Genomic DNA, 20,094 nt, shown 5'->3' with positions numbered 1-20,094 from the left:
GATAATTGTAATGAGTAATAACCTGCGGTAGCAAACCCACCTTTAGGTGTAAACCCCACCCGCTAACGCTGGAACTCACCTTGTGTAGGTGAGTTCGTTAGAATTATTCTTATTTACAATATTCTCCCGTTCTAATATGTCTAATTTACAAAAAAGGAGAATTAGAACATGAAAAAAATTATACTATTACCAATGATTCTTATGTTTGCAGTTGTATGCGGACCTTCGAAGCAATCATTAGAACTACAAAAAAAAGCAAACGCAGCAATAGGAACACTTCCGGATAAAATGCCAGGCGGAGAAAAAGATTCAGCAGAGTTAGTAAGCCTTGGAGAAAAATTATACTTTGACAATCGTCTTTCTGTAAATGATTCACAATCCTGCAATAGCTGTCATAATGTAAAAGATAAAAAAGGCGGAGTGGATAACAAACCTACATCAACAGGAGCCTTTGGAAAAAATGGAGATAGAAATTCACCGACAGTATTGAATGCAGGATTTCATATCGCACAATTCTGGGATGGGAGAGCGGCAACTCTTGCCGATCAAGCAAAAGGTCCAATCCTCAATCCAGGTGAAATGGCAATGCCTTCTGAAAAAGCTGTATTAGAAAAACTTGCAAAGACCGAATACCCCGCGTTATTCGCTAAAGCATTTCCAAATGAAAAAGAAAATCTTACTTACGATAATTTAGCAAAAGCAATTGCAGCGTTTGAGCGCACATTAAAAACATCTGATCGTTTAGATGATTGGTTAAAGGGAGACTTAAAGGCATTAACCCCAGCGGAAGAAAAAGGTCTTTCTACTTTCATCGAAGTTGGTTGTGTTGGATGTCACTATGGAGCAACTCTTGGCGGAACAAGCTATCGTAAATTAGGTGAGCGTAATGCTTATGAAACGAAAGACTTAGGAAGATTTAATGTTACAAAAAATGAAGCAGAAAAATTCTTCTTCAAAGTCCCATCTCTACGTAACATTTTATTAACCGGTCCTTATTTTCATGATGGAAGCATTGCTACTATCGAAGATGCAGTTAAGAAAATGGGATACCACCAATTAAACAAAGAACTCACAGATGAAGAAGTTAAATCCATCGTAATTTTCTTTGGTGCTTTAACGGACAAAGCAAGAAAGTAAGGCATTGTAAGAATGTTGCTTTGCATCTTGGCTGATTTTGTAATAACGGATACTCTATAGTAGCCGTAAGAAAAATCCCCCCTGCCCCCCCTTGCGAAAGGGGGTTTTGTTCTAAGTGGTTTCTATTGGTAAAAATACATACTACTCGGAAACCCCCTTTTTTAAAGGGGGGCAGGGGGGATTTGAAAAACTCAAAAGCCTTACTTCTTAAACTATCAAGTTTCCTACCTACCGAAAAGTTCCTAAAATATCGCCCTTGTCTAAAAATGCTTAGACCGGCATTGATAAGTGCGAGTAAATTGAAACCTTCTAGCACTTTACAACTTGGCGCAATATGCGCATTATCCCCAATTAATTTATTTGAATCTCTATTGATAACGGAGTAATCAAACTTTCCGAATACACTGTTGGTTGTGATGGCTTCTTGTTTTATCTTGAGAATGATTGGACTGTTCTGGTTTAGGAACAGGATGTTGGTTGTTGAATTCGCAAAGTGGCGTATAATTTTTTTTATTAAATTTATCATGTATGTATTTCCTAACCTCACCGCAGTCCACCTCATCCCTACTTCACCCCAATTTTATTGAAGTTGAATTGTCTGTCTGCTATGCCCTCTCCCTACAATCGGAATTATATAGAAAGTGGTTACTCTGTGTAATTCTCATATTTTAGAATTACAGCTAGTGAAGTTAAAATAATCTTCGTGAGCGGCTAATCGAAACTAAACTGAAATTATTATTTAGAAAATATTTTTTGCAAATAATTACACAGTTCGACACTTTCTGGCTCTAATGCGTAATTATGTGGTATATGACCTTGTAGCACCGAACAATACTTTCAGGTTAAACAGAAAAGGAAGGTCACGCAAAGCCGCAGTGAGTTTTTTAAACTGAATAAAATTTCGGAAACAACGTTAGTCAAGATATCCATTGCATTCCTAAAATCATTAAATACTTAGCGTCTTGGCGGCTTTGCGTGCAATGTCTTATCGAGGCTAATACTGTATGTCGCTGAGCAGTGGGTAGACGTTGGATTACCTGTGACGTTAGTCGCGTTCCTTTGGCACTTGCCAGACAAAGAATTCTTACGGCTACTTTTCCGTGGTATGATTTGAAAGACCTGAACATGGGAACTTCTGGCGGTTATATCTACAAACGAAAGCAAAACAAAAAAGGCGAAGAAGTACGTGGACTTGTTCCTCATATCACTTTGAAAAGTATTGCAAATGACATTGAGCCTGAGATGGAAATTCTCGTAGATCGCCCCGAGGAGAATACACGCATTACCCGTGTATCGGGTCCTTTTGTTGTGGAAGCTACTATTCCTCCTTCTGGTTTGGGAGAAGACGAAGCACCTGCTGATTATGTAGAAAACTTCTCCAATCATATTGACCGAATGGTAAATGTATTACAAAAGACCGCCAACTTACAATTAACCGGTGGAAGAAAAATTTCACTTTCTAAAATGCAAAAACCTGCTCGCGCTAAAAGCATTCACGCTGAAGGATAATCAGAAGGCAGACTCCTTGCCTTTCATATCGGTCCCGAAAATGGAGCCATCTCCGAGCGAATGGTGCAGGATATGACTCTTCCGGCTTATTATGTGCAGGCTACTCCTGATTTTCTCATGTCCGATCTTTTGAAGAATATGAGAAGCTCACAGGTATTTAGTATTTGTGGTCTTCCCGAAGTTACAACGAAGAAATTAAAGATGGAAAGTTGCAGGTAACACTTGTTGGTCTCGACACCTTTGATCCTACTACTATGTTATCCGAACACTGGGACGGAAGAGATGTTCCCGCTTAGTTTTTAGATCAGGATTATAACGGTTTAGTTTTTCATGTGAACCAAGCATTTTTCCCAAGAACATCAGCCTGGGAAAAAATCGCCAAAGCTCTAAGGACAGAGTATGACGAATCGGTTTGGGAACACTTAGCAGGAAATGTTTCTGCACCTTTTGAAGCTGGGGAAAAGAAAAGAATTGCTGTCAAAGTGATTGACGAGCGTGGCAACGAGCTTATGATTGAGAAGGAGATATAAAATGAATACAGTAATACAAATGCATATAGATGAACTGGATGAAAAATTAATTCAGTCCCTTAAAATTCTATTCAAAGAAAAAAGAGTTACCATTTCTATATCCGAATCTATGGAAGAAATGGATTATTTGTTTTCAAATGAAGCTAATAAAAATCATCTTTTAACTTCTCTTGAGCAAGTTAAGGATAATAAAATTATTCAGTTTAAAACCATTGCAGACATTGAAAAGACTTTATATGAATCTAAAGCTAACTGAGAGAGCCCTCGAAGACTTTACCCATTGGTCAAAAATTGATCCTAAATTATTGAAAAAAAATTTTGATTTATTGAATGATATCCAAAGAGAGCCATTTACGGGACTAGAAAAGTCTGAACCTTTAAAGCATGAGTTACAAGGATACTGATCTAGAAGAATCAATGATGAGCACAGACTAATTTATAAAATTGAAAATGATGAAATCATAGTTTTAGCTTGTCGTTTTCATTACAACCGATAAGGAGATTGACCTTTGAATCAATCGCAATTTTTAATTTACATTTCCGAGTCGGGTAGCACAAAACTTGACGTTCGCCTCGAAGACGATACTGTCTGGCTTTCCCAAAAGATGATGGCGGAGTTGTATCAAACAACCAAACAAAATATTAATCTTCATATTCAAAACATATATGAAGAGGGAGAATTATCACAAGAACCAACTGTCAAGGAAAACTTGACAGTTGAGAATCGATCTAAATCCAATCGAACTATTCGGAATTTCCGAATAGTTCAACAAGAAGGAAAAAGAGAAGTAGAACGGGACGTTGCTTTTTATAACTTAGATATGATTCTATCCGTTGGTTATTGAATCAAATCAAAAATAGCCACAAGGTTTAGACAATGGGCAACCGAGAAATTAAAAGAATACATCAATAAAGCCGCCGAAATTATTCATGAGCGGGCAGACAGTTCACAACCAAATATGGGTCTCACCAATTGGCGAGGCGAAAAAATCAGGAAGCAAGATGTTAGTGTTGCAAAAAATTATTTGAATGAAAATGAACTTCTTGCGCTCAATAATTTAGTGGAACAGTATTTGGTATTTGCCGAAGGTCAGGGATTACTGCTTGGTTAAAGATATTGGAAGTATTAATACTGAAATCGAAAAAAGATTGGGATAAATAGTAAAGATGCTTTCCAGATGCGATAAAAAAGGATAGAGCCTTATGTTTGACACAAACGAAGAACTAATAAATAAAATTCGTTTCGAAGAACAAGCAGTCCCACAAACATCTATTCAGGATTTAGAAGAATGTCTTTGGAAAAAATTTATCCCAGAGGTTAAGGAAGATTATGCGACATGGCTACTCAAGAGAAGCTTGCTTACTCAGGATGAAAATCATTCTGTGCGCTGTAGTGTAGCTGGTCTACTTATGTGTTCGAATCATCCAGAAAAATAACAGGCTCTTTAGATACGCAGATAGAAGATGCAATGCATTTCTTTAGAAGAAATAGATTGGTTGGAGCGAGAAAGAATCCCGATAGACTAGAGATTCATGCATTTAGTGAAAGGGCTATTTTTGAAGCAATTGGGCTCAGAGGGATAATTCGATTTCAAGAAAACATGACATGGAAAAGAGAGGAGAAGGAGTTCCGATTATTTTCTACGAAAGTTTGAAATTATCGAATACGAAGCCTGTTTACCAATGTCTAATTCTGAGTTACTGCTTACTATATTTTCTAAAAAATAATAGAGCTTGCTGTGGCAGTGAATTTTAAAGGAAGTAAGTGTCGAGCGATTATTTGATTTGCTTATTAAGGATTTACATTGATTTTGGTTAAATAGGAGAAATATTCTAGTTTATGGACAATGGAAAAAAAGGGCTTTTGGCTCTATCTGCATTTACAATTCTTTATGTTGCCTTTAGCATACCGGCACTTATCAATTATTTTAAACCAAAAAGTTATATCGAGATTAACGGTAAGAAATTCACTGAATCTGATTTGGAAAAAGAAAAACCAGGAATGGTCGTAAAATTAAAAAAGGATTATGTTGATGGATTAAAGCGAACCTTCGAGCAATATGCCAATGACAAGATTCTTGAACTCGAAGCAAAAGAAAAAAACATCAAACCAAGTGAAGTTGTTTCTAAAGGGGTTGGCTCTTACACTCCCTCTGCTTCCGAAATCCAAGCCATCTACGAACAGTATAAAGATCAATTTGGTGGAGCAAAACTCGAAGCAGTGCAAGATAGAATTGTTGGCTATTTAAAAAACCTAAAAGAGCAAGAATACTACGGCGAGCTTAGCAAGAGATACAAAGTTGACTTCTTTATGGAAGAAGTAAAACAAGTAAAGCAAGTAGTTGCCGAAAAAGGAAATCCTTCCATCGGTCCTGAAAAAGCAAAGGTTACAGTAATTGAATTTTCTGATTTCGAATGTCCGTATTGCAAGAGAAGTCAAACAACTACTAGACAATTAAGAGAGCAATACAAAGATAAAATTCGTTGGGTATTTCGTGATTATCCTCTTCCCTTTCACCGCAATGCAATGTTTGCTCATATAGCAGCCAATTGTGCAATTGAACAAAATAAATATTGGGAATATTTTAATCTATTGTTTGATAACGCTGAAAATCTTGTAAAAGAAAATGTTATTTTATTAGCTGATAAAGTTGGATTGGATAAAACAAAGTTTAATGCCTGTTTGGCGGACTCAGGAAAAATTTCTGCTGAAATTGAAGCTGATGTCGCAGACGGTCAGGCTGTGGGTGTGAATGGAACTCCAGCATTTTTTATTAATGGAATTTTTGTGGAAGGTGCTCAGCCCATTGGAGCCTTTCAAAAAATTATAGACGAAGAATTAGGTAAATGAGGAGAAGATATGAGTAAAACAGTAAAAGTAGCAGTAACAGGAGCAGCAGGGCAAATAGGATATTCCCTATTATTTAGAATTGCATCAGGACAAATGTTTGGTCCTGACACTGCTGTAGAATTACAATTATTAGAATTAGAAGCGGCACTTCCAGCGCTTAAAGGCGTTGTAATGGAATTAGATGATTGCGCATTTCCACTCTTACAAAAAGTAACAGTTACTTCTGAGTTGGACGTAGCGTTTAACGATATTAATTGGGCGCTTCTTGTAGGATCTGTTCCAAGAAAAGCGGGAATGGAAAGAGGAGATCTTCTAAAGATCAATGGTGGAATTTTTACCAAACAAGGTAAATCACTCGAAGCAAAAGCAAATAGCGATGTAAGAGTTCTTGTTGTGGGTAATCCTTGTAACACCAACTGCCTCATTGCGATGAATAACGCAAAAGGAATTCCTTCTAACAGATGGTTTGCATTAACCAAGTTAGATGAAAACCGTGCAAAGACACAATTAGCTCAAAAGTCGGGTTATCCGGTATCCAAAGTTTCCAATTTAGCAATTTGGGGAAATCACTCTGCTACACAATACCCAGATTTCTACAATGCAAAAATTGACGGTAAACCTGCAACAGATTTAATCAAAGACGAAGCATGGTTAAAAGGAGATTTTATTTCCACAGTTCAAAAACGCGGCGCGGCTATTATCGCTGCTCGTGGTTCTTCCAGTGCTGCCTCTGCGGCTAACGCAGTTGTAGACACAGTTGTAAACCTAACCACTCCTACAAAATCAGGAGATTGGTTTAGCGTTGCTACTTGCTCTGATGGAAGTTACGGTGTTGAGAAGGGGCTAATCTTTGGTTACCCAATCTCTTCTGATGGAAAAGATTATAAAATCGTTCAAAATGTTCCACTCAATGATTTCGGCAAAGAAAAATTCAAAATTACACATGATGAATTAGTTGGCGAAAGAAACGATGTAAAGGACATGCTGTAAGCATTTAGAAATTCTTTACCTAACCCCGATTTTATATACTGTTGTATTGTATGACCGATAAAGTCCCCTTTCCTTAAGGGAAGGGGCGACTTATTAGGATTCTACAAGAAGTTAAAGTCTGGGGTTAGGTAAGTATACTATAACATTATGATATATTCCCTCCTAATCACAATTTTATTTATAGCATTCTTTCAATTAGCCCGTAAATCACTCGGGTTTGAACTGGGTTACTCTTCCGTAGCCGCTTCCTTAAGACGTTCTGTTCTGAACTGGAAAAATACAGGCTCTATTTATTTACTCACAGCCTATTCTCTGTTTATGCTCTTACCTTTCTTCTGGGGACTAACGTTTTATCTTAAGTCAGATGCAAACGTTGTGGTTGTAATTCTTGGTTTTTCCTGGATTTACAATTGGACAAAGTATATTTTTTTAAATGAAAAGTTACAACAATGAGCAAGACTGCAATTGCTTATAGAGAAGAATTTTTAGACCATGAAACAGGTCAACACCCGGAGAATTACAAGCGATTAACCTCTATTCTAGATAAACTACATTCCAAGTCTTATTTTAAAGAACTCATTCAACCACAAATACGCGAAGCCACAGAAGAAGAAATTGCTTCCATTCATACTATATCCTATATACAAGATTTTCAAAAACGAGTTAAAATGGGAGCCGGACATTTTGATCCAGATACCCCTTATTCATCCGGATCATATAAAGCGGCAGCATTGGCTAGTGGTTCAGGAATTGTTTTAGCTGATACTATATTAAGTGGTGCAGTTAATACTGGATTTGCGCTAGTTCGACCTCCCGGACATCATGCAGAAAAATACCACGCAATGGGATTTTGCATGTTTAATAATGTAGCGATTACTACCAAGTATCTGCAATCCAAAGGAATTAAAAAAGTTCTAATTCTAGATTGGGATGTCCATCACGGAAATGGAACCGAAAATAGTTTTTACTCGGATGACTCAGTCTATTTTATTTCGACTCATCAATATCCATTTTATCCCGGCACCGGTGCAGAGAAAGATCAGGGAACAGGAAAGGGTTTAGGGTATAATTTAAATATACCTCTCAGAAGAGGCTCATCTAATCAAGATTATTTTAATGCATTCAATGAGAGAATTATTCCGGCAATAGATAAGTTTCAGCCTGAATTCATTTTGATCTCAGCAGGATTTGATGCACACAGGGAAGACCCTTTAGGTGGAATGGATTTATCTACCGATGCCTATGAGCAGTTTACAGAGATTATCTGCAAAAAGGCAAAGGAAATTTGCCAGGGAAGAATTATTTCTTTTCTCGAAGGTGGCTACGAGTTAGAAGCTCTTGCTGAATCAGTAGAAGCACATCTGGCAGTATTAAAGAGTTGAACGGAAACTAAAAAATGTATTTGAATAAATAGGCTTTCTGATTAATTTGCATCCTATGGCAATTTCAAATCAAACCAAACCGATTATTGTGGCAATCCTAGGAAATGCGATTATTGCAATCGCAAAAGCAATTGGATTTTTCTTTAGTGGCTCCTCGGCACTTCTTTCTGAAACAATTCACTCGATTGCAGACGTTATGAACCAAGCTCTTTTGTTGTTAGGTATTAAGCGTGGAGAAAAGGGTGCATCAGATATTTATCATTATGGGCATTCACAAGAGAGGTTTTTTTGGAATCTAGTTTCTGCAATGGGCATCTTTGTTTTGGGTTGTGGAGTGACAGTTTATCATGGGGTGCATGACTTACTTTCAACAGAGCCTATAAAGAAAGCCGGAATGGAACAGTTCATAATTGAACTCATTCTTGTTATATCAATGTTAGTCGAAGGTTATTCTTTCTATGTAGTAATCCAAGAAATTAAATTACAGGCTATGAGTAGAACGAAAAAGTTTTTTACTTATCTAAATGAATCTATCGACCCTTCTATCAGTGCAGTTTTCTGGGAAGACTTTGCGGCTATTATTGGTTTGCTGCTTGCGTTAGTCGGTATCGTAATGACTAATCTAACGGGTAATAATACATTTGACGCTGTTGCCAGTATTCTCATTGGACTTCTTATGGGTTGGATTGCCATCCACCTAGCAATTGAAAACAAGAAATTCCTTCTAGATCGCGCAATTCCTGAATATGAGTTAAAACAACTTCTTGAAGTTCTAGATAACAATCCGCATATCAAATCTTACAAAGACGTTAGGACTGTAGTATTAGGTCCAAACCGATTAAAGTTCAAAGCAGAACTGGAACTAGATACAGAAAAAATATTTGAAGAATCCGTTAAACAAGCAGCCAAAAAAGTTCGTTCTACGTTAAAACACGTTAAATCGGACGAAGAACTAGAGGGCGTTTTTTTTAATTTGGGTCATACACTATATGCAAATAAACTTGCCGAATTAGAAAAAATAAAAAAACAGTTAAAAGATAAACTCCCGAATTTACAACATGTGAATTTGGTTATTAGCTAAGGAGAATATTTTGAAAAAAGCACTCATCACTGGGATTACCGGACAGGACGGTTCTTACTTAACAGAACTCTTACTAGATAAAAATTACGAAGTGCATGGAATCGTTAGACGCGCCAGCCTATTCAATCGAAATAGAATTGAGCATTTAAAAGACAATCCAAATCTACACTTACACTATGGCGATATGACTGATTCAAGCAATTTGAATCGTATCCTTGAAAAAGTTCAGCCAGATGAAATTTACAACCTTGCAGCACAATCCCATGTAGGAGTTTCTTTTGAAGTTCCTGAATACACTGCGGAAGTAGACGCCGTTGGAACTCTTCGTTTTCTAGATGCAATCAATGAGACAGGAGTTAAAACTCGTTTTTACCAAGCATCCACTTCAGAGTTGTATGGACTTGTGCAAGAAGTTCCTCAAACAGAGAAAACTCCCTTTTATCCGCGGTCACCTTACGCAGTCGCAAAATTATATGCTTACTGGATAGTCGTGAATTACCGCGAGGCATTTGGAATTCATGCTTCTAATGGAATTCTGTTCAACCATGAATCACCTCGACGTGGAGAAACATTCGTTACCCGCAAGATCACTCTTGGAGTTGCAGGAATCAAAGCTAAGAAAATGAAAACACTCACGCTTGGAAACTTAGATGCAAGACGTGATTGGGGATATGCTCCTGATTATGTAAACATGATGTGGATGATGTTACAACAAGACAAGCCAGATGACTATGTTGTCGCAACGAATGAAATGCATTCTGTTAGAGAGTTTATTGAATTGTCTTTTTCTATTGCCGGTATCAAAGTAGAATGGAAAGGAAAAGAAGAAAAAGAAGTCGGTCTCAATGCTGCAACTGGTGAAACGATAGTCGCTATAGATCCACGTTTTTATCGCCCTACCGAAGTGGAGCAACTTTTAGGTAACCCCGCTAAAGCTAAAACTAAACTGGGTTGGGAGCCAAAGGTTAAATTTGCTGAGTTAGTAAAAATTATGACCGTAGCTGATTGCGAGGCAGTCGGAATTAAACTATAATTTATTACCACGAAGACGAAAGGACTTTCCTATGTATCAAATTATTTTCTAAGTCTTCGTGTGTTCCTTTTACTAAAACTAGGAGCTTAAAATGAGCCAACCCACAGAAGAGGCTAATATCCGTTTGCTGTATAAGACTTGGATTGAAGCCTGGAACTATCAAAATGCAAAAGGAATGTCTGATTTAGTTTTAGAGGATGGAGACATCGTTGGTTTTGATGGATCGCAGATGAAGGGAAGTAAGGAAGTGCATTCTGTCATAGGAGAAATTTTTGCAGCACATCCGACAGGACTCTATGTAAGTATTATCCAGGAAGTAAAAATCTTATCGAGTGATGTTGCCATTCTCCGCGCTGTTGTTGGAATGGTTCCACGCGGAGGCGCAGATATTAATCCTGCGGTTAATGCTGTTCAGTCGCTAGTTTGTAAAAAGGTTGGTGTGGATTGGAAGATTGCTTTGTTTCAAAATACGCCTGCCGCTTTTCATGGTAGGCCTGAGCTTGCAATGCAGCTAACAAACGATTTGCGCTTGGCTCTTAATACTTCGAAATAGGTTTTTGCTAAACTTTTACATGATACCCACGAGTAAAATTTTCTCGGACACGTTACAAAGTCCAAAAAATCTTCAGTTCTAACCTCGGAATCGTTGGAACTCCAAAGCTCAATCTGGCTTTTCGTAAGAGGCGCGACATCCCAGCGATATCAAGTTTTAGCAAATGGACAAACAACCAGCAGCGAGATTTTCCAAAAGCTAGGGCAATTTCCCCAAGTTCTACCCAATCCGCATTTGTTGGTCGAAAGTTGAATCGAATCAAATTCTGTTTTTTTTTTTTTTTTTTTTTTTTTTTTTGGGGCGGGGCGGGGGGGGGGGCGGGGGGTGTTTTTGGCCGGCCTTTTTCCGGGGGGGCTGGGGGGGGGGGGGAAACCCCCCCTGGGGGTTTTGGGGGCAGGGGTGGAAGGGGCCAGGTTATTTTTTTGGAATCAGAAGCGTTGAGACAGTATGGTTGCGATCTTCAATTTTATCGAGTAAGTATTTGTTTTTATTTCGAAAGATTATCATACAAATACTAGGTGTAGAAAATTCTTTTTGTGCGGGAAAAAATACAAATTAGGAAAGGATTTTTCTTTGCTATGTGCTAGGGATTGAACCGGTGTCAAAAAATTGTGAATACAATTTTTTGACAGTAGGTGAAAGCCCGGACCTTACCTTTATCCCTTTGTGAAAATCAAGTGAATGAATAATGAAGGAGATTTAACAAATAGAGCAAAATCTAGGGATAAAGGTAAGGTAGCACCCATTTTTTAGTAAGAAATGGATTTGATTTATTGGGAATAGCAAGAACAAAGAAAAATGATAGACCAAATACTATTTTATAATAAAATTACTTTATGCTAATACGAATAATTGTCCGTATTTGTAAAAAAAGGAGATTTTTTAATATGAATTTTAAAAGAAGCATACTACTAACCTTAGTATTGACCTTATTGGCAATGACTAGCCTTACGAACTGTTCTTCCGGGGATAAAAAAGAAGAGCCGCCTGCAAAAAAAGAAGACACAAAAGCTTCCGATGCAGCAAAAACAGCCTCAACTGTTGCGACAAATGCATCCCGTGCTGCCGCTGGCGATTGTGTTGGTGATTGCAAGAACGGAGAAGGTGCGTTAAGTTTTTCCGATGGAAGCAAATACCAGGGACAATTTAAAAATGAAAAATTCAATGGCAAGGGAAACCTTTTATTCGCTAACGGTGATAATTACATTGGCGAGTTTAAAGATGGAACAATGGATGGAGCCGGCGTTTACAAATATGCCAACGGTGATCAATACGATGGTCAAATGAAAGACGGTAAGTTTAACGGTTACGGCACATTACTCGGTTCTAAAGGAACTAAATATGTTGGTTGGTTTGTTGATGGAAAGTTTAACGGCAACGGCACATTTACCACAAGACAAGGTAGAACTTACGCGGGAGATTTTAAAGATGATCTCTTAAACGGTAAGGGAGTTGTAAAAGAAAAAGATGGTAAATTAGTGTATGAAGGTCCATTCAAAGATGGTCAACCTGTAAAATAATTTATCAGTAAATAGTTAGTATGCGCAGAAGTATCCTTTCTGCTCATACTGCTTCTTACATTCCCCGCAATCTATTTTTTCTTCGTCTTTAATATAAGCGCAGGCTTTCTTGTCGAGCGCATACACTGTATCATCCCCATAAATTACAAAATCATTTTTCATAAATCCATTTAGGCTTTCTTTATAAATTAATTCAAAAGAAATCGGCTGAACAGTAGAGAATTCTAAGTTTGTTTTCACTGTTTCCGATGGATGATTAGTTTCTTTGCGTCCTTTTTTTAGTTCAATTTGAAGTGTGTCCTTGGCTGCTTTGTAAGATCCTTCTCTTGTAATCACGGTGAGGAACCCGTCTTTATCTGTAATTTCTTCTCGATAGAATGCAATTCCTTCGAAGAGTTCTAGTTCGATATTATCTCGATCTTCTTCCTTTGTTCCGTAGATAAAATTTTTAGAATTACTTTTTAGTTTTAGTTTTTTGCTTTGGTTTGTTATAAAATCCTTTGGATTTTTCGTTAGATGTTTATCCGAAGTGAGGTGAATCAGGATTTGCTTCCATTTTGGATTTTTTCTAACGAATGATAAATTGGAATCTTGTTCTAGAATATTAAAATGTTTAAATCCTTTTTGTATGGATAGTTGTAAGTATTTGGCTGAGGATTCTAATTCAGTAGAAAGACTATAAGCACAGGCGAGATTGTAGTAGAGGTTAATTTTATTTTCATAATCTAGCGCATCCGAAATTTCGTAAGCCTTGATTGCTTCTGGAAATTTTCCAATGCTCATTAAGCTTTTTCCGTAATGATAGTATGTTTCTGCTTCTACAAATATATTCATTGCTTCTTCATATTTGCTCACTGAGTCTAAGTATTTTTTACTCTTATAGAGTCCTAGTGCGTCATTGTATATTTCTCTATAGACGCTAATTTGATTTTGCAGTTTATTATGATCGGCGATACTAGTGTTGTCATTCTCTATTCCTGCCTTTGAGAACGCATAGGGCAATGACAGATAATTAGGTTTAGCCGCCGATGGTTTTTCTCCATCACAATGGGAATGGAAAAACAAAAAAAAGATTAGTAATAGCCCGTGGATCATTTTAATACGATACCATTCCAAGAGTTCTTCTCACTATTAGACATAACTATGGATATAGCCTAATTTTTCCTCTACGTGAATAATTACAATTTGAAAACGGCTCCTCTTTCAAAGAGAAAATCGAAAAAGAACGGAGGTAAAGATTACTATGTTTCCCGCTCTCATATCTAATTGTCTTGATGCATAATTTGTATCAATGATTGAATCCTTGAAGGCAGAAGTTGAAAGTGGAGCAATGCTTCCATCAGACCTGAGATAAAAAGAACCACTGTCATCGTTGAAAGTTCCATTGAAGGAAGGCACAGTATAGTAATTATAAAAACCGCCGAATTGTAAAACAAAATGGTCAGTGATTTTTTTATTTATGGATGATTCTAGTTTATAGCCAAGACCATTTCCGACCATGAATCCTGTTTGCGGTGCGTATTCAAATCTAGATACAGTGTTCCCATTGGTCTGCCAACTAACGGTATTAATTCCCATTCCCATTCCTGCTTCTACAAAGAAATGTTTGAATTTAAATTCATGTGTATACATAAGAAAAAAATATTCTACTTTTAAATTGAAATTAAGCTGAGTTGCTGTATATACACTTGGCGCATAAAGACTAGTAACCTCAGTTAAATGAAACCGATTGAACTGAGTATTTCCATAAACAAATCCTACCTTGCTGTTTTCATACAAACGAATTCTGGCGAGAAATTCATAATTAGTCGTATTCCGAATCGGGCTCACTTGCGTGGAACTGATTATATAAGGCGAAGATTCTGATTTATAATTTTTGATTTGCGATTCGAATCTATCTTCTCCGTGGTATCCAAGTCCGAAACGAATCCCCAGTTCAAAATCTCTTTTTCTAAATCTATCTACTGCTGGAGACTCAGGGTCTTCTTCTACAAATGCATCTTTGGTTTTTTCCTTTTCTTGTTTTGCCTGAGAGTAAATTGTTTCCGAAAGGGCTAGAAATAGAAACAGCGTAAATAAAATCTTTTTAGTCATTACGGATTCATGGTTTAAAATATCTTGCGTATGTCAATTGGTAACCGGTCAGCACTGCATTGCCTTCATAACGTTACCTACATTTTTTTATCCTAAATGAAATATTCAAAGATTACCACCGATAGGGACGATGAACACCGATAAAAGATACGATGGGTTCAGTTAGATGTAATGATGATGCATGAATGTTTGCATGGGTTGAACGGACGCCCAGGCGGGGAATGGGGCTTTAGTAAATTTGCACATCTTTTTAGTTTTCTGACCTATATAGAGTAGGAGCCAAACTACTTTGTATATTTGTTCAACCAATAAAAGTAAACCCGCTTACATTCCCGCGTGCGAAAGGTCGAGTCTATACAAATCCATTTGGATGAATCACTGGGAAGAGTTCCAGCGAATTTATGATAGAAGATTTTTATCGAAGTATGGAGAACTTTCGGACCTAACCCCACATTTACAGATATTGTCGGATATGAATACGTAGCCCCTTCCCTAAAAGGAAGGGGATTTTATAGTTTAGATTTAGTATAGTAGTAAACTTTACAATCAAGTCCCTTCCTTTTAGGGAAGGGGCTAATTGTCATTGTTCATCAAAAGTATAAGGTGTGGGGTTAGGTGGTCGGTTAATCTTTCTCATATACTAAACGTAGACTTGCGGCATATTCATGTTACCTTTACAATTCCGGGAACTGTTTCGAATTTACATTTTCATGAATGAATGTATTCTGTAAACATTACGAAAAAGGAAAAGTTATCATAAAAGCGGAATCTCTTCTAATCCAAAACAAATAGCTCTTTTAAAACCCTTAGCGTCTCTGCGACTTTGCGTGACATCCCTTTTTTCCTTAACTTAATGACATTGGGCGATAGCGGGTGGAATTTCGGGAATGACACACAGCGGAGCATATTGCATTAGGATTCTTGCACAATTCACAAATTCAAAAAGTGGATAGGCGGATAATGCAGAGTTAACACATGATTACCAAGTTGAACCAATGATTGGTAAATCAGAATTTTGTGCTAATTGTCATCAATTTCATTTCCCTACTTTGAAATCGGCTCGGTAGGAAAGACATTTTGAATATTCCAATCTTCCTATGCAAAATGCTTTTTCCGAGTTTAAAGAATCTTATCTACCAAAGTATGGAGAATGTCAGACTGGAAATACGGTTGGAGAACTTTCTCTCAAAAAAGATTATTCTGATGTAAAGACCTCTGAAGATAAAAATTCTCCGTCTCTGATTCTTCTTGCGGATAATCGTATTATTCCACCTTATATAAGTCATACAATCTCTGCCAGTATTCAAATGCCTTTAGAGGAAAATGTGAATGAAATTGAAGCAGAGTTATATATGGATTATCTCCACGGTCTCAACAATTAACGACCAGCTTATCTGAAAATCTAACTAGGTTAAAAGTAAAAAAATTTATTTTAAACTTAAAAAATCAGATGCGAGTGGATAATTTTGCTTAGTTCTATTCTTTATTTTAAGAAATAATAGTGTAATTTGAGTAACTTTATTTATATCTGTGTAATTTTTTTGTAATTTAAATGTAACATTTGTAATATTACTTCTTTTTGTAAGAAGATTGTAACATTTGTTCTTAGATTTTTATCTTAGTTCGGTTACATCCTCTAATAAAAAAGACTAGAGCCAGAACGTGTAAGTCTCTGGACTTTAGAAATGATAGGATAGATAAAATGCTAATTCTGAATCGTAGAATAGTCTGTGGATATCGAGTGATATTTTTCATTCTCGGTCTGACTTTGAGTTCAGGACTTCTTTATTCTCAAAGTGTGCAAGAGGAAAAAAAAGAACCTGTTACAAACTCAGTGATAGAAAAAGAAGATAAACCTAAATTGGAAAAGCCGGCTGAAGAAAAGCCTAAAGTAGAAAAAACTTCTGAAGAAAAAACAAGTATAGAAAAGCCTCCTGAGGAAAAAGCTAAAACAGAAGTAGCTCCCGAAAAAAAATCAGAATCTGTGAAAGTTGAATCTGGGCCGGGCAAGGGGTTTAAATTTGAAACTGCTGATAAGCTGCATAGCATTGATCTTAGATTAAGAATACAAGCTCGTGCAGACCAATCTATGAATATAGATCCGTCCACAAATACCACAAACTTTATGGTTCGAAGATCTAGGATTCAAATGGGTGGAAAATTGTTTGGAGATGATTGGAAGTATTATTTTCAAATTGGTTTAGCTGATCGAGATAAAGAAACCGATAGAAGAATTCCCCTAAGAGATGCAAGTATTACTTACAATAAACATCGTGATGCAAAAATAATCTTTGGTCAAATGAAAATTCCCTTTAGTAGGCAACGATGGAATTCTTCTTCTGCCTTACAAATGGTAGATCGGTCGATTGTTCAAAGTGAATTGAATTTGGATCGTGACGTTGGTGTCGTTTTATTTTCCGAAGATTTTTTAGGAATGGATCGAAAACTCGCTTACTTTGTTGGCGTATTTGGTGGTAATGGAAGAAATAGAGCGGAGAATAATACTCCTGGAGTTTTAACTGTTGCTAGATTAATTTATTCTCCGTGGGGTGGAATTTCAAAAGGAGGGGATAACAATGATTGGCTTTCTGAAGTTGATTTTAATCGTTACAAAACTCCGAAAGTGGCATTTGGTGGGGCAGTCGCTTACAATAAAAACTCAAATCGTTCTTTAAGTACTTTTGGAACACAATATGAATTTGCTAGATTCGATTACGCTCATGCAACCGCAGAAGTATATTTAAAATGGTTAGGATTTTCTTTTACTTTAGAAGGATTAAAAAGAAAAGCAGATTCCCCCTATGATGAAAAAAATATAAGTGGGACTTTAAAGAGAGAATACTCGAGAGCAGCCGAAGGAGCGTTTATTCAATTTGGTTATTTATTTCAGAACAACTGGGAGGTAAGTATGCGATTTGGTGAATATAAGCCCATTGGTCAGACAGATCCAAATCTAGTTCGCTCTTCTGAAAAAGGTATTGCGCTATCACATTATTTCTTGAGTCACAATTTGAAATTGCAAATGGATTATTTTAATTATAAAGGAAATCCAGCGGTTGCAGATGGTGATCACCAATTAAGATTTCAAATGCAGGTATTTTACTAATGAAAAAATTAAATTTAATTATCATATTATTATTCGCAGGTTTTTTGATACAATGTTCTTCAGAAAAAAAGATAAGCGAGACAAAGATACAAAAAAGTGTTTATCAGATTATGCAATTCTTGCTACGCTCAATCGGGAATTCTGCCAAAGGGGACTTACTCATTTCAGTATTCTTGTTCAACAACTGGAGCATATGATATTTCATGTTATGAAATATTCTCAACAAGCAAATATGATGGACTTTGTAATGTGGGCTATGAAAAGGTTAAGTCTCGTTGTTCTCAACAGAACTTAATCGGTGTTTGCCGCTACGTATCAAAGGAGATCAATCAGGCTGTCACGGCAGTGTTTTCAAAGCCAACTGATACCGAAGAAAATGCAAAGGCATACTGTATTTCTCCACAAATCAATGGAATTTTTACAACGAGTTACAAAGAGCCTACCAGTTCTGTAGATAGTATTGATCAAGCTCTAATTGGTTTGTATAGCTGTTACTCGAAGATAGATTGATATTTTTCTGATTAATTTAAAAAATTTCCTGGTATTACTTTTCGAAATAATAAATCGATTAATCGAAAGTAATACCTATTTAATAAATTATGTTTATTCTTTCATCCTGAGTTTCTCTTCGATGTCTTTTACTTTTTTGACGAGTTTGTTTAGACCTAGAATATGCTTAACGTTTGCGCGGAATTTTTGAAATTCGATGAAGGTTAGATTCCAATCCCTGCCTGCGTAGAGATCCTTTTTAGGAGGAGTATTTCTTAAACCTGAGCCTCCGGCAATCATTGTATTCCCCCTCTATCAATAGAAGAATTAGAACCAACACAAATTTTACACCGTTTAGTTCAAAACACCTTTTTATGAAAGAGACGAAAGTCCACTTTTGCTATACCCATTCTCAAAAGTAAATTCTGAATTAAAATTGAATATTCTGTTTTTGAGAATGGGGAATACCCCTTTCTAGAAATATAGCAGAACTTATTTCTGAGAAGTGGTATTTAAGCTTTTTATTTGTAAGATTAGAATGGGATAGAATGATGGGAGAAGTTGAATGCAATTTACTAGAAAGAAAAATGGTGGAAGGTTTGGTGAATGTATTTCTAATCTGAAAAAGGTTTGTTCGATATTTCTAATATTTCAAAATCATACTGATTTTCCCAGGGAAATATAGGACCACAATTGTGAAACATTGTGGATGTTTTGCCTTGTGGTTCTACTTCGTAAAATCGAGTGTAGCCTCCATAATCATTATCAATCCAACATTTGACATATAATTTTTGAGATGGGTGAGTGTTTTTAACAAAGCCTTCGTATTCGACTCCGTCTTCTATAAAATATTTTTCTATATAATTTTGATAATCTTCCATATTACTTTCTTCGATATTATACCAGTTCAAAGGAAAAACAGTCCACGATTTTTATAGATCCTATTTTAAATTTGATTTTGAACATGTTCTCTGCAATGCACATCTGTTGCGTGAATTGATTTTCGAGAAAGAAGAAAACTTACAAAAATGGGCAGGCAAAATGATTGAACTATTGCTCAAAATTAAAAAACAAATTTTACCTCGTTTAGTTCAAAACATCATTTTACATAATTTTTCATTCATAAAGACTACGACAATTGCTCCTCAAAAAGCTGAACTTCTTAAAGATTTAAAAGATTCTGTAGACCAAATTAACTCTTTTAAGAAAGGCAAAAGACTCTGTCACAGATAAAGAATTAATTGAAATATTAAATACTATTGAGTAAACCTAATGGAATTAAAACTAAATCAAACAAAAGTTATAAATTTTACTCCGTTTAACTTCAAAACATCTCTGTATGGATGAAACGCAATCCGATTTTGTTTTAAGCTTTTAATTTGTTGGATAGAATGGAATAGAAGTATGGGAAAAGTTGGATGCAATTTTACTCAAAGATAATGAGTGCTTCGCAAGATCGCAGTCAATTATTGCGGGTTCTGTTGCAGCGCAAGTGGTATGCAATTATGAGGGTGACAATGATCATTAATTTAAGCCAATTTAGTTTTACTATTTTTCTTTTTCTCTTTATAATTATAATGTTTAAGAGGATATCAAATTAAAAGACAAGGATGTAATTACAATATCGATATTATTATTTTGCCAAAGGTTTCTAGGAAAAAACAACCACAAATCAAACTCCAAGGAACTCTGAAATTCAATCATGCTTGACCACTATTTACCGCATGGAGGAATGCAAAAGAGAAAATTGAGGAAAGTGATATTCCATGATTCTTAAAGTGGATAATTACAATGAATAACCCAAATCCCACACCAAAGC

General features: G+C 36.3%; 22 protein-coding genes and 3 pseudogenes. 19 read left to right on the top strand and 6 right to left on the bottom strand.

The features are described from left to right. The first annotated feature begins 168 nt into the window (after positions 1 to 168). Positions 169 to 1,137 (top strand): cytochrome-c peroxidase, encoded by a 969-nt coding sequence (locus tag IPH52_00125; GenBank protein MBK7053449.1) that lies wholly within the window; start codon positions 169 to 171, stop codon positions 1,135 to 1,137. Here the strand turns inward: IPH52_00125 and IPH52_00120 are convergent. Further along, positions 1,085 to 1,663, bottom strand: coding sequence for a hypothetical protein (locus IPH52_00120; GenBank protein ID MBK7053448.1), 579 nt, complete (start codon positions 1,661 to 1,663; stop codon positions 1,085 to 1,087). The genes IPH52_00125 and IPH52_00120 overlap by 53 nt on opposite strands. Before the next feature lie 491 nt (positions 1,664 to 2,154). On the opposite strand from IPH52_00120, the gene IPH52_00115 reads away from it, so the two are divergent. The 13 genes and pseudogenes from IPH52_00115 to IPH52_00055 all read left to right on the top strand — a co-directional run bounded on the left by IPH52_00115 (position 2,155) and on the right by IPH52_00055 (position 11,066). Then, the gene (locus IPH52_00115) at positions 2,155 to 2,646 is read left to right on the top strand and encodes a hypothetical protein (GenBank protein MBK7053447.1); all 492 of its coding nucleotides are present in this window, start codon (positions 2,155 to 2,157) and stop codon (positions 2,644 to 2,646) included. Positions 2,647 to 2,900: 254 nt separating this feature from the next. After that, a pseudogene (locus IPH52_00110) lies at positions 2,901 to 3,176 on the top strand (DNA methyltransferase). A gap of 1 nt (position 3,177) precedes the next feature. Next, positions 3,178 to 3,432: a hypothetical protein gene (locus tag IPH52_00105; protein ID MBK7053446.1), complete on the top strand. Its 255-nt coding sequence runs from the start codon at positions 3,178 to 3,180 to the stop codon at positions 3,430 to 3,432. Continuing rightward, positions 3,413 to 3,673, top strand: a pseudogene (locus IPH52_00100) (Txe/YoeB family addiction module toxin). The gene IPH52_00105 and the pseudogene IPH52_00100 overlap by 20 nt, the downstream one beginning before the upstream one ends. A gap of 108 nt (positions 3,674 to 3,781) precedes the next feature. After that, positions 3,782 to 4,288 (top strand): annotated as a pseudogene (locus IPH52_00095) (virulence RhuM family protein). A gap of 91 nt (positions 4,289 to 4,379) precedes the next feature. Then, on the top strand, positions 4,380 to 4,613 hold the full coding sequence (locus IPH52_00090) for a hypothetical protein (protein ID MBK7053445.1): 234 nt from the start codon (positions 4,380 to 4,382) through the stop codon (positions 4,611 to 4,613). A gap of 403 nt (positions 4,614 to 5,016) precedes the next feature. Next, positions 5,017 to 6,027, top strand: a complete 1,011-nt coding sequence (locus IPH52_00085) for a DsbA family protein (protein MBK7053444.1) — start codon at positions 5,017 to 5,019, stop codon at positions 6,025 to 6,027. Positions 6,028 to 6,036: 9 nt separating this feature from the next. Further along, positions 6,037 to 7,017 (top strand): malate dehydrogenase, encoded by a 981-nt coding sequence (locus tag IPH52_00080; GenBank protein MBK7053443.1) that lies wholly within the window; start codon positions 6,037 to 6,039, stop codon positions 7,015 to 7,017. A 147-nt stretch (positions 7,018 to 7,164) separates the two neighbouring features. After that, positions 7,165 to 7,470: a hypothetical protein gene (locus IPH52_00075; protein MBK7053442.1), complete on the top strand. Its 306-nt coding sequence runs from the start codon at positions 7,165 to 7,167 to the stop codon at positions 7,468 to 7,470. Continuing rightward, entirely contained in the window at positions 7,467 to 8,399 is a 933-nt protein-coding gene (locus tag IPH52_00070; GenBank protein MBK7053441.1) for a histone deacetylase, read from the top strand. Before IPH52_00075 ends, IPH52_00070 begins: the two co-directional genes overlap by 4 nt. Positions 8,400 to 8,454: 55 nt before the next feature. Further along, a complete protein-coding gene (locus IPH52_00065; GenBank protein MBK7053440.1) occupies positions 8,455 to 9,480 on the top strand; it encodes a cation diffusion facilitator family transporter in 1,026 nt (341 codons plus the stop codon). A 10-nt stretch (positions 9,481 to 9,490) separates the two neighbouring features. Beyond that, complete coding sequence (gene gmd, locus IPH52_00060) at positions 9,491 to 10,513, top strand: GDP-mannose 4,6-dehydratase (protein ID MBK7053439.1); 1,023 nt, start codon at positions 9,491 to 9,493, stop codon at positions 10,511 to 10,513. Positions 10,514 to 10,604: 91 nt separating this feature from the next. Next, positions 10,605 to 11,066: an SgcJ/EcaC family oxidoreductase gene (locus tag IPH52_00055; protein ID MBK7053438.1), complete on the top strand. Its 462-nt coding sequence runs from the start codon at positions 10,605 to 10,607 to the stop codon at positions 11,064 to 11,066. Positions 11,067 to 11,118: 52 nt separating this feature from the next. Here IPH52_00055 and IPH52_00050 read toward each other — a convergent pair whose 3' ends face one another. Beyond that, positions 11,119 to 11,328 (bottom strand): DUF1564 family protein, encoded by a 210-nt coding sequence (locus tag IPH52_00050; GenBank protein MBK7053437.1) that lies wholly within the window; start codon positions 11,326 to 11,328, stop codon positions 11,119 to 11,121. Positions 11,329 to 11,953: 625 nt separating this feature from the next. On the opposite strand from IPH52_00050, the gene IPH52_00045 reads away from it, so the two are divergent. Then, positions 11,954 to 12,586, top strand: a complete 633-nt coding sequence (locus tag IPH52_00045; protein ID MBK7053436.1) for a hypothetical protein — start codon at positions 11,954 to 11,956, stop codon at positions 12,584 to 12,586. Positions 12,587 to 12,601: 15 nt separating this feature from the next. Here the strand turns inward: IPH52_00045 and IPH52_00040 are convergent, their stop codons facing one another. Together IPH52_00040 and IPH52_00035 are read right to left on the bottom strand one after the other, a co-directional pair. After that, complete coding sequence (locus IPH52_00040; protein MBK7053435.1) at positions 12,602 to 13,702, bottom strand: hypothetical protein; 1,101 nt, start codon at positions 13,700 to 13,702, stop codon at positions 12,602 to 12,604. Between the two features lie 87 nt (positions 13,703 to 13,789). Continuing rightward, positions 13,790 to 14,680: a hypothetical protein gene (locus IPH52_00035; protein ID MBK7053434.1), complete on the bottom strand. Its 891-nt coding sequence runs from the start codon at positions 14,678 to 14,680 to the stop codon at positions 13,790 to 13,792. Positions 14,681 to 15,777: 1,097 nt separating this feature from the next. Between IPH52_00035 and IPH52_00030 the strand changes: the two genes are divergently transcribed. From IPH52_00030 to IPH52_00020, 3 genes are all read left to right on the top strand, one after another. Beyond that, on the top strand, positions 15,778 to 16,062 hold the full coding sequence (locus IPH52_00030; GenBank protein MBK7053433.1) for a hypothetical protein: 285 nt from the start codon (positions 15,778 to 15,780) through the stop codon (positions 16,060 to 16,062). Positions 16,063 to 16,382: 320 nt separating this feature from the next. Further along, positions 16,383 to 17,786, top strand: coding sequence for a porin (locus IPH52_00025; GenBank protein ID MBK7053432.1), 1,404 nt, complete (start codon positions 16,383 to 16,385; stop codon positions 17,784 to 17,786). A 96-nt stretch (positions 17,787 to 17,882) separates the two neighbouring features. Beyond that, positions 17,883 to 18,296 carry a hypothetical protein gene (locus IPH52_00020; protein MBK7053431.1) on the top strand — a complete coding sequence of 138 codons (414 nt, stop codon included), beginning with the start codon at positions 17,883 to 17,885 and terminating at the stop codon, positions 18,294 to 18,296. Between the two features lie 93 nt (positions 18,297 to 18,389). On the opposite strand, the gene IPH52_00015 is transcribed toward IPH52_00020, so the two are convergent. Together IPH52_00015 and IPH52_00010 are read right to left on the bottom strand one after the other, a co-directional pair. Continuing rightward, entirely contained in the window at positions 18,390 to 18,575 is a 186-nt protein-coding gene (locus tag IPH52_00015; protein MBK7053430.1) for a hypothetical protein, read from the bottom strand. Positions 18,576 to 18,889: 314 nt separating this feature from the next. Further along, complete coding sequence (locus tag IPH52_00010) at positions 18,890 to 19,186, bottom strand: hypothetical protein (protein MBK7053429.1); 297 nt, start codon at positions 19,184 to 19,186, stop codon at positions 18,890 to 18,892. Between IPH52_00010 and IPH52_00005 the strand changes: the two genes are divergently transcribed. Beyond that, positions 19,155 to 19,508 carry a transposase gene (locus tag IPH52_00005; protein MBK7053428.1) on the top strand — a complete coding sequence of 118 codons (354 nt, stop codon included), beginning with the start codon at positions 19,155 to 19,157 and terminating at the stop codon, positions 19,506 to 19,508. The genes IPH52_00010 and IPH52_00005 overlap by 32 nt on opposite strands. The last annotated feature ends 586 nt before the right edge of the window (positions 19,509 to 20,094 follow it).

It is taken from the genome of Leptospiraceae bacterium, assembly GCA_016708435.1.
Classification (GTDB): domain Bacteria; phylum Spirochaetota; class Leptospiria; order Leptospirales; family Leptospiraceae; genus UBA2033.
The sequence above is the reverse complement of the archived record's forward strand: the minus strand, read 5'-3'. Positions and strand labels throughout refer to the sequence as shown.

Bases quoted from the DNA above. Each gene is read 5' to 3' on its own strand.
- IPH52_00070 (MBK7053441.1), top strand. From the start codon at position 7,467: ATGAGCAAGACTGCAATTGCTTATAGAGAAGAATTTTTAGACCATGAA.
- IPH52_00120 (MBK7053448.1), bottom strand. From the start codon at position 1,663: ATGATAAATTTAATAAAAAAAATTATACGCCACTTTGCGAATTCAACA.
- IPH52_00015 (MBK7053430.1), bottom strand. From the start codon at position 18,575: ATGATTGCCGGAGGCTCAGGTTTAAGAAATACTCCTCCTAAAAAGGAT.
- IPH52_00105 (MBK7053446.1), top strand. From the start codon at position 3,178: ATGAATACAGTAATACAAATGCATATAGATGAACTGGATGAAAAATTA.
- IPH52_00080 (MBK7053443.1), top strand. From the start codon at position 6,037: ATGAGTAAAACAGTAAAAGTAGCAGTAACAGGAGCAGCAGGGCAAATA.
- IPH52_00065 (MBK7053440.1), top strand. From the start codon at position 8,455: ATGGCAATTTCAAATCAAACCAAACCGATTATTGTGGCAATCCTAGGA.
- IPH52_00025 (MBK7053432.1), top strand. From the start codon at position 16,383: ATGCTAATTCTGAATCGTAGAATAGTCTGTGGATATCGAGTGATATTT.
- IPH52_00125 (MBK7053449.1), top strand. From the start codon at position 169: ATGAAAAAAATTATACTATTACCAATGATTCTTATGTTTGCAGTTGTA.
- IPH52_00045 (MBK7053436.1), top strand. From the start codon at position 11,954: ATGAATTTTAAAAGAAGCATACTACTAACCTTAGTATTGACCTTATTG.
- IPH52_00090 (MBK7053445.1), top strand. From the start codon at position 4,380: ATGTTTGACACAAACGAAGAACTAATAAATAAAATTCGTTTCGAAGAA.
- IPH52_00030 (MBK7053433.1), top strand. From the start codon at position 15,778: ATGCAAAATGCTTTTTCCGAGTTTAAAGAATCTTATCTACCAAAGTAT.
- IPH52_00055 (MBK7053438.1), top strand. From the start codon at position 10,605: ATGAGCCAACCCACAGAAGAGGCTAATATCCGTTTGCTGTATAAGACT.
- IPH52_00035 (MBK7053434.1), bottom strand. From the start codon at position 14,680: ATGACTAAAAAGATTTTATTTACGCTGTTTCTATTTCTAGCCCTTTCG.
- IPH52_00075 (MBK7053442.1), top strand. From the start codon at position 7,165: ATGATATATTCCCTCCTAATCACAATTTTATTTATAGCATTCTTTCAA.
- IPH52_00085 (MBK7053444.1), top strand. From the start codon at position 5,017: ATGGACAATGGAAAAAAAGGGCTTTTGGCTCTATCTGCATTTACAATT.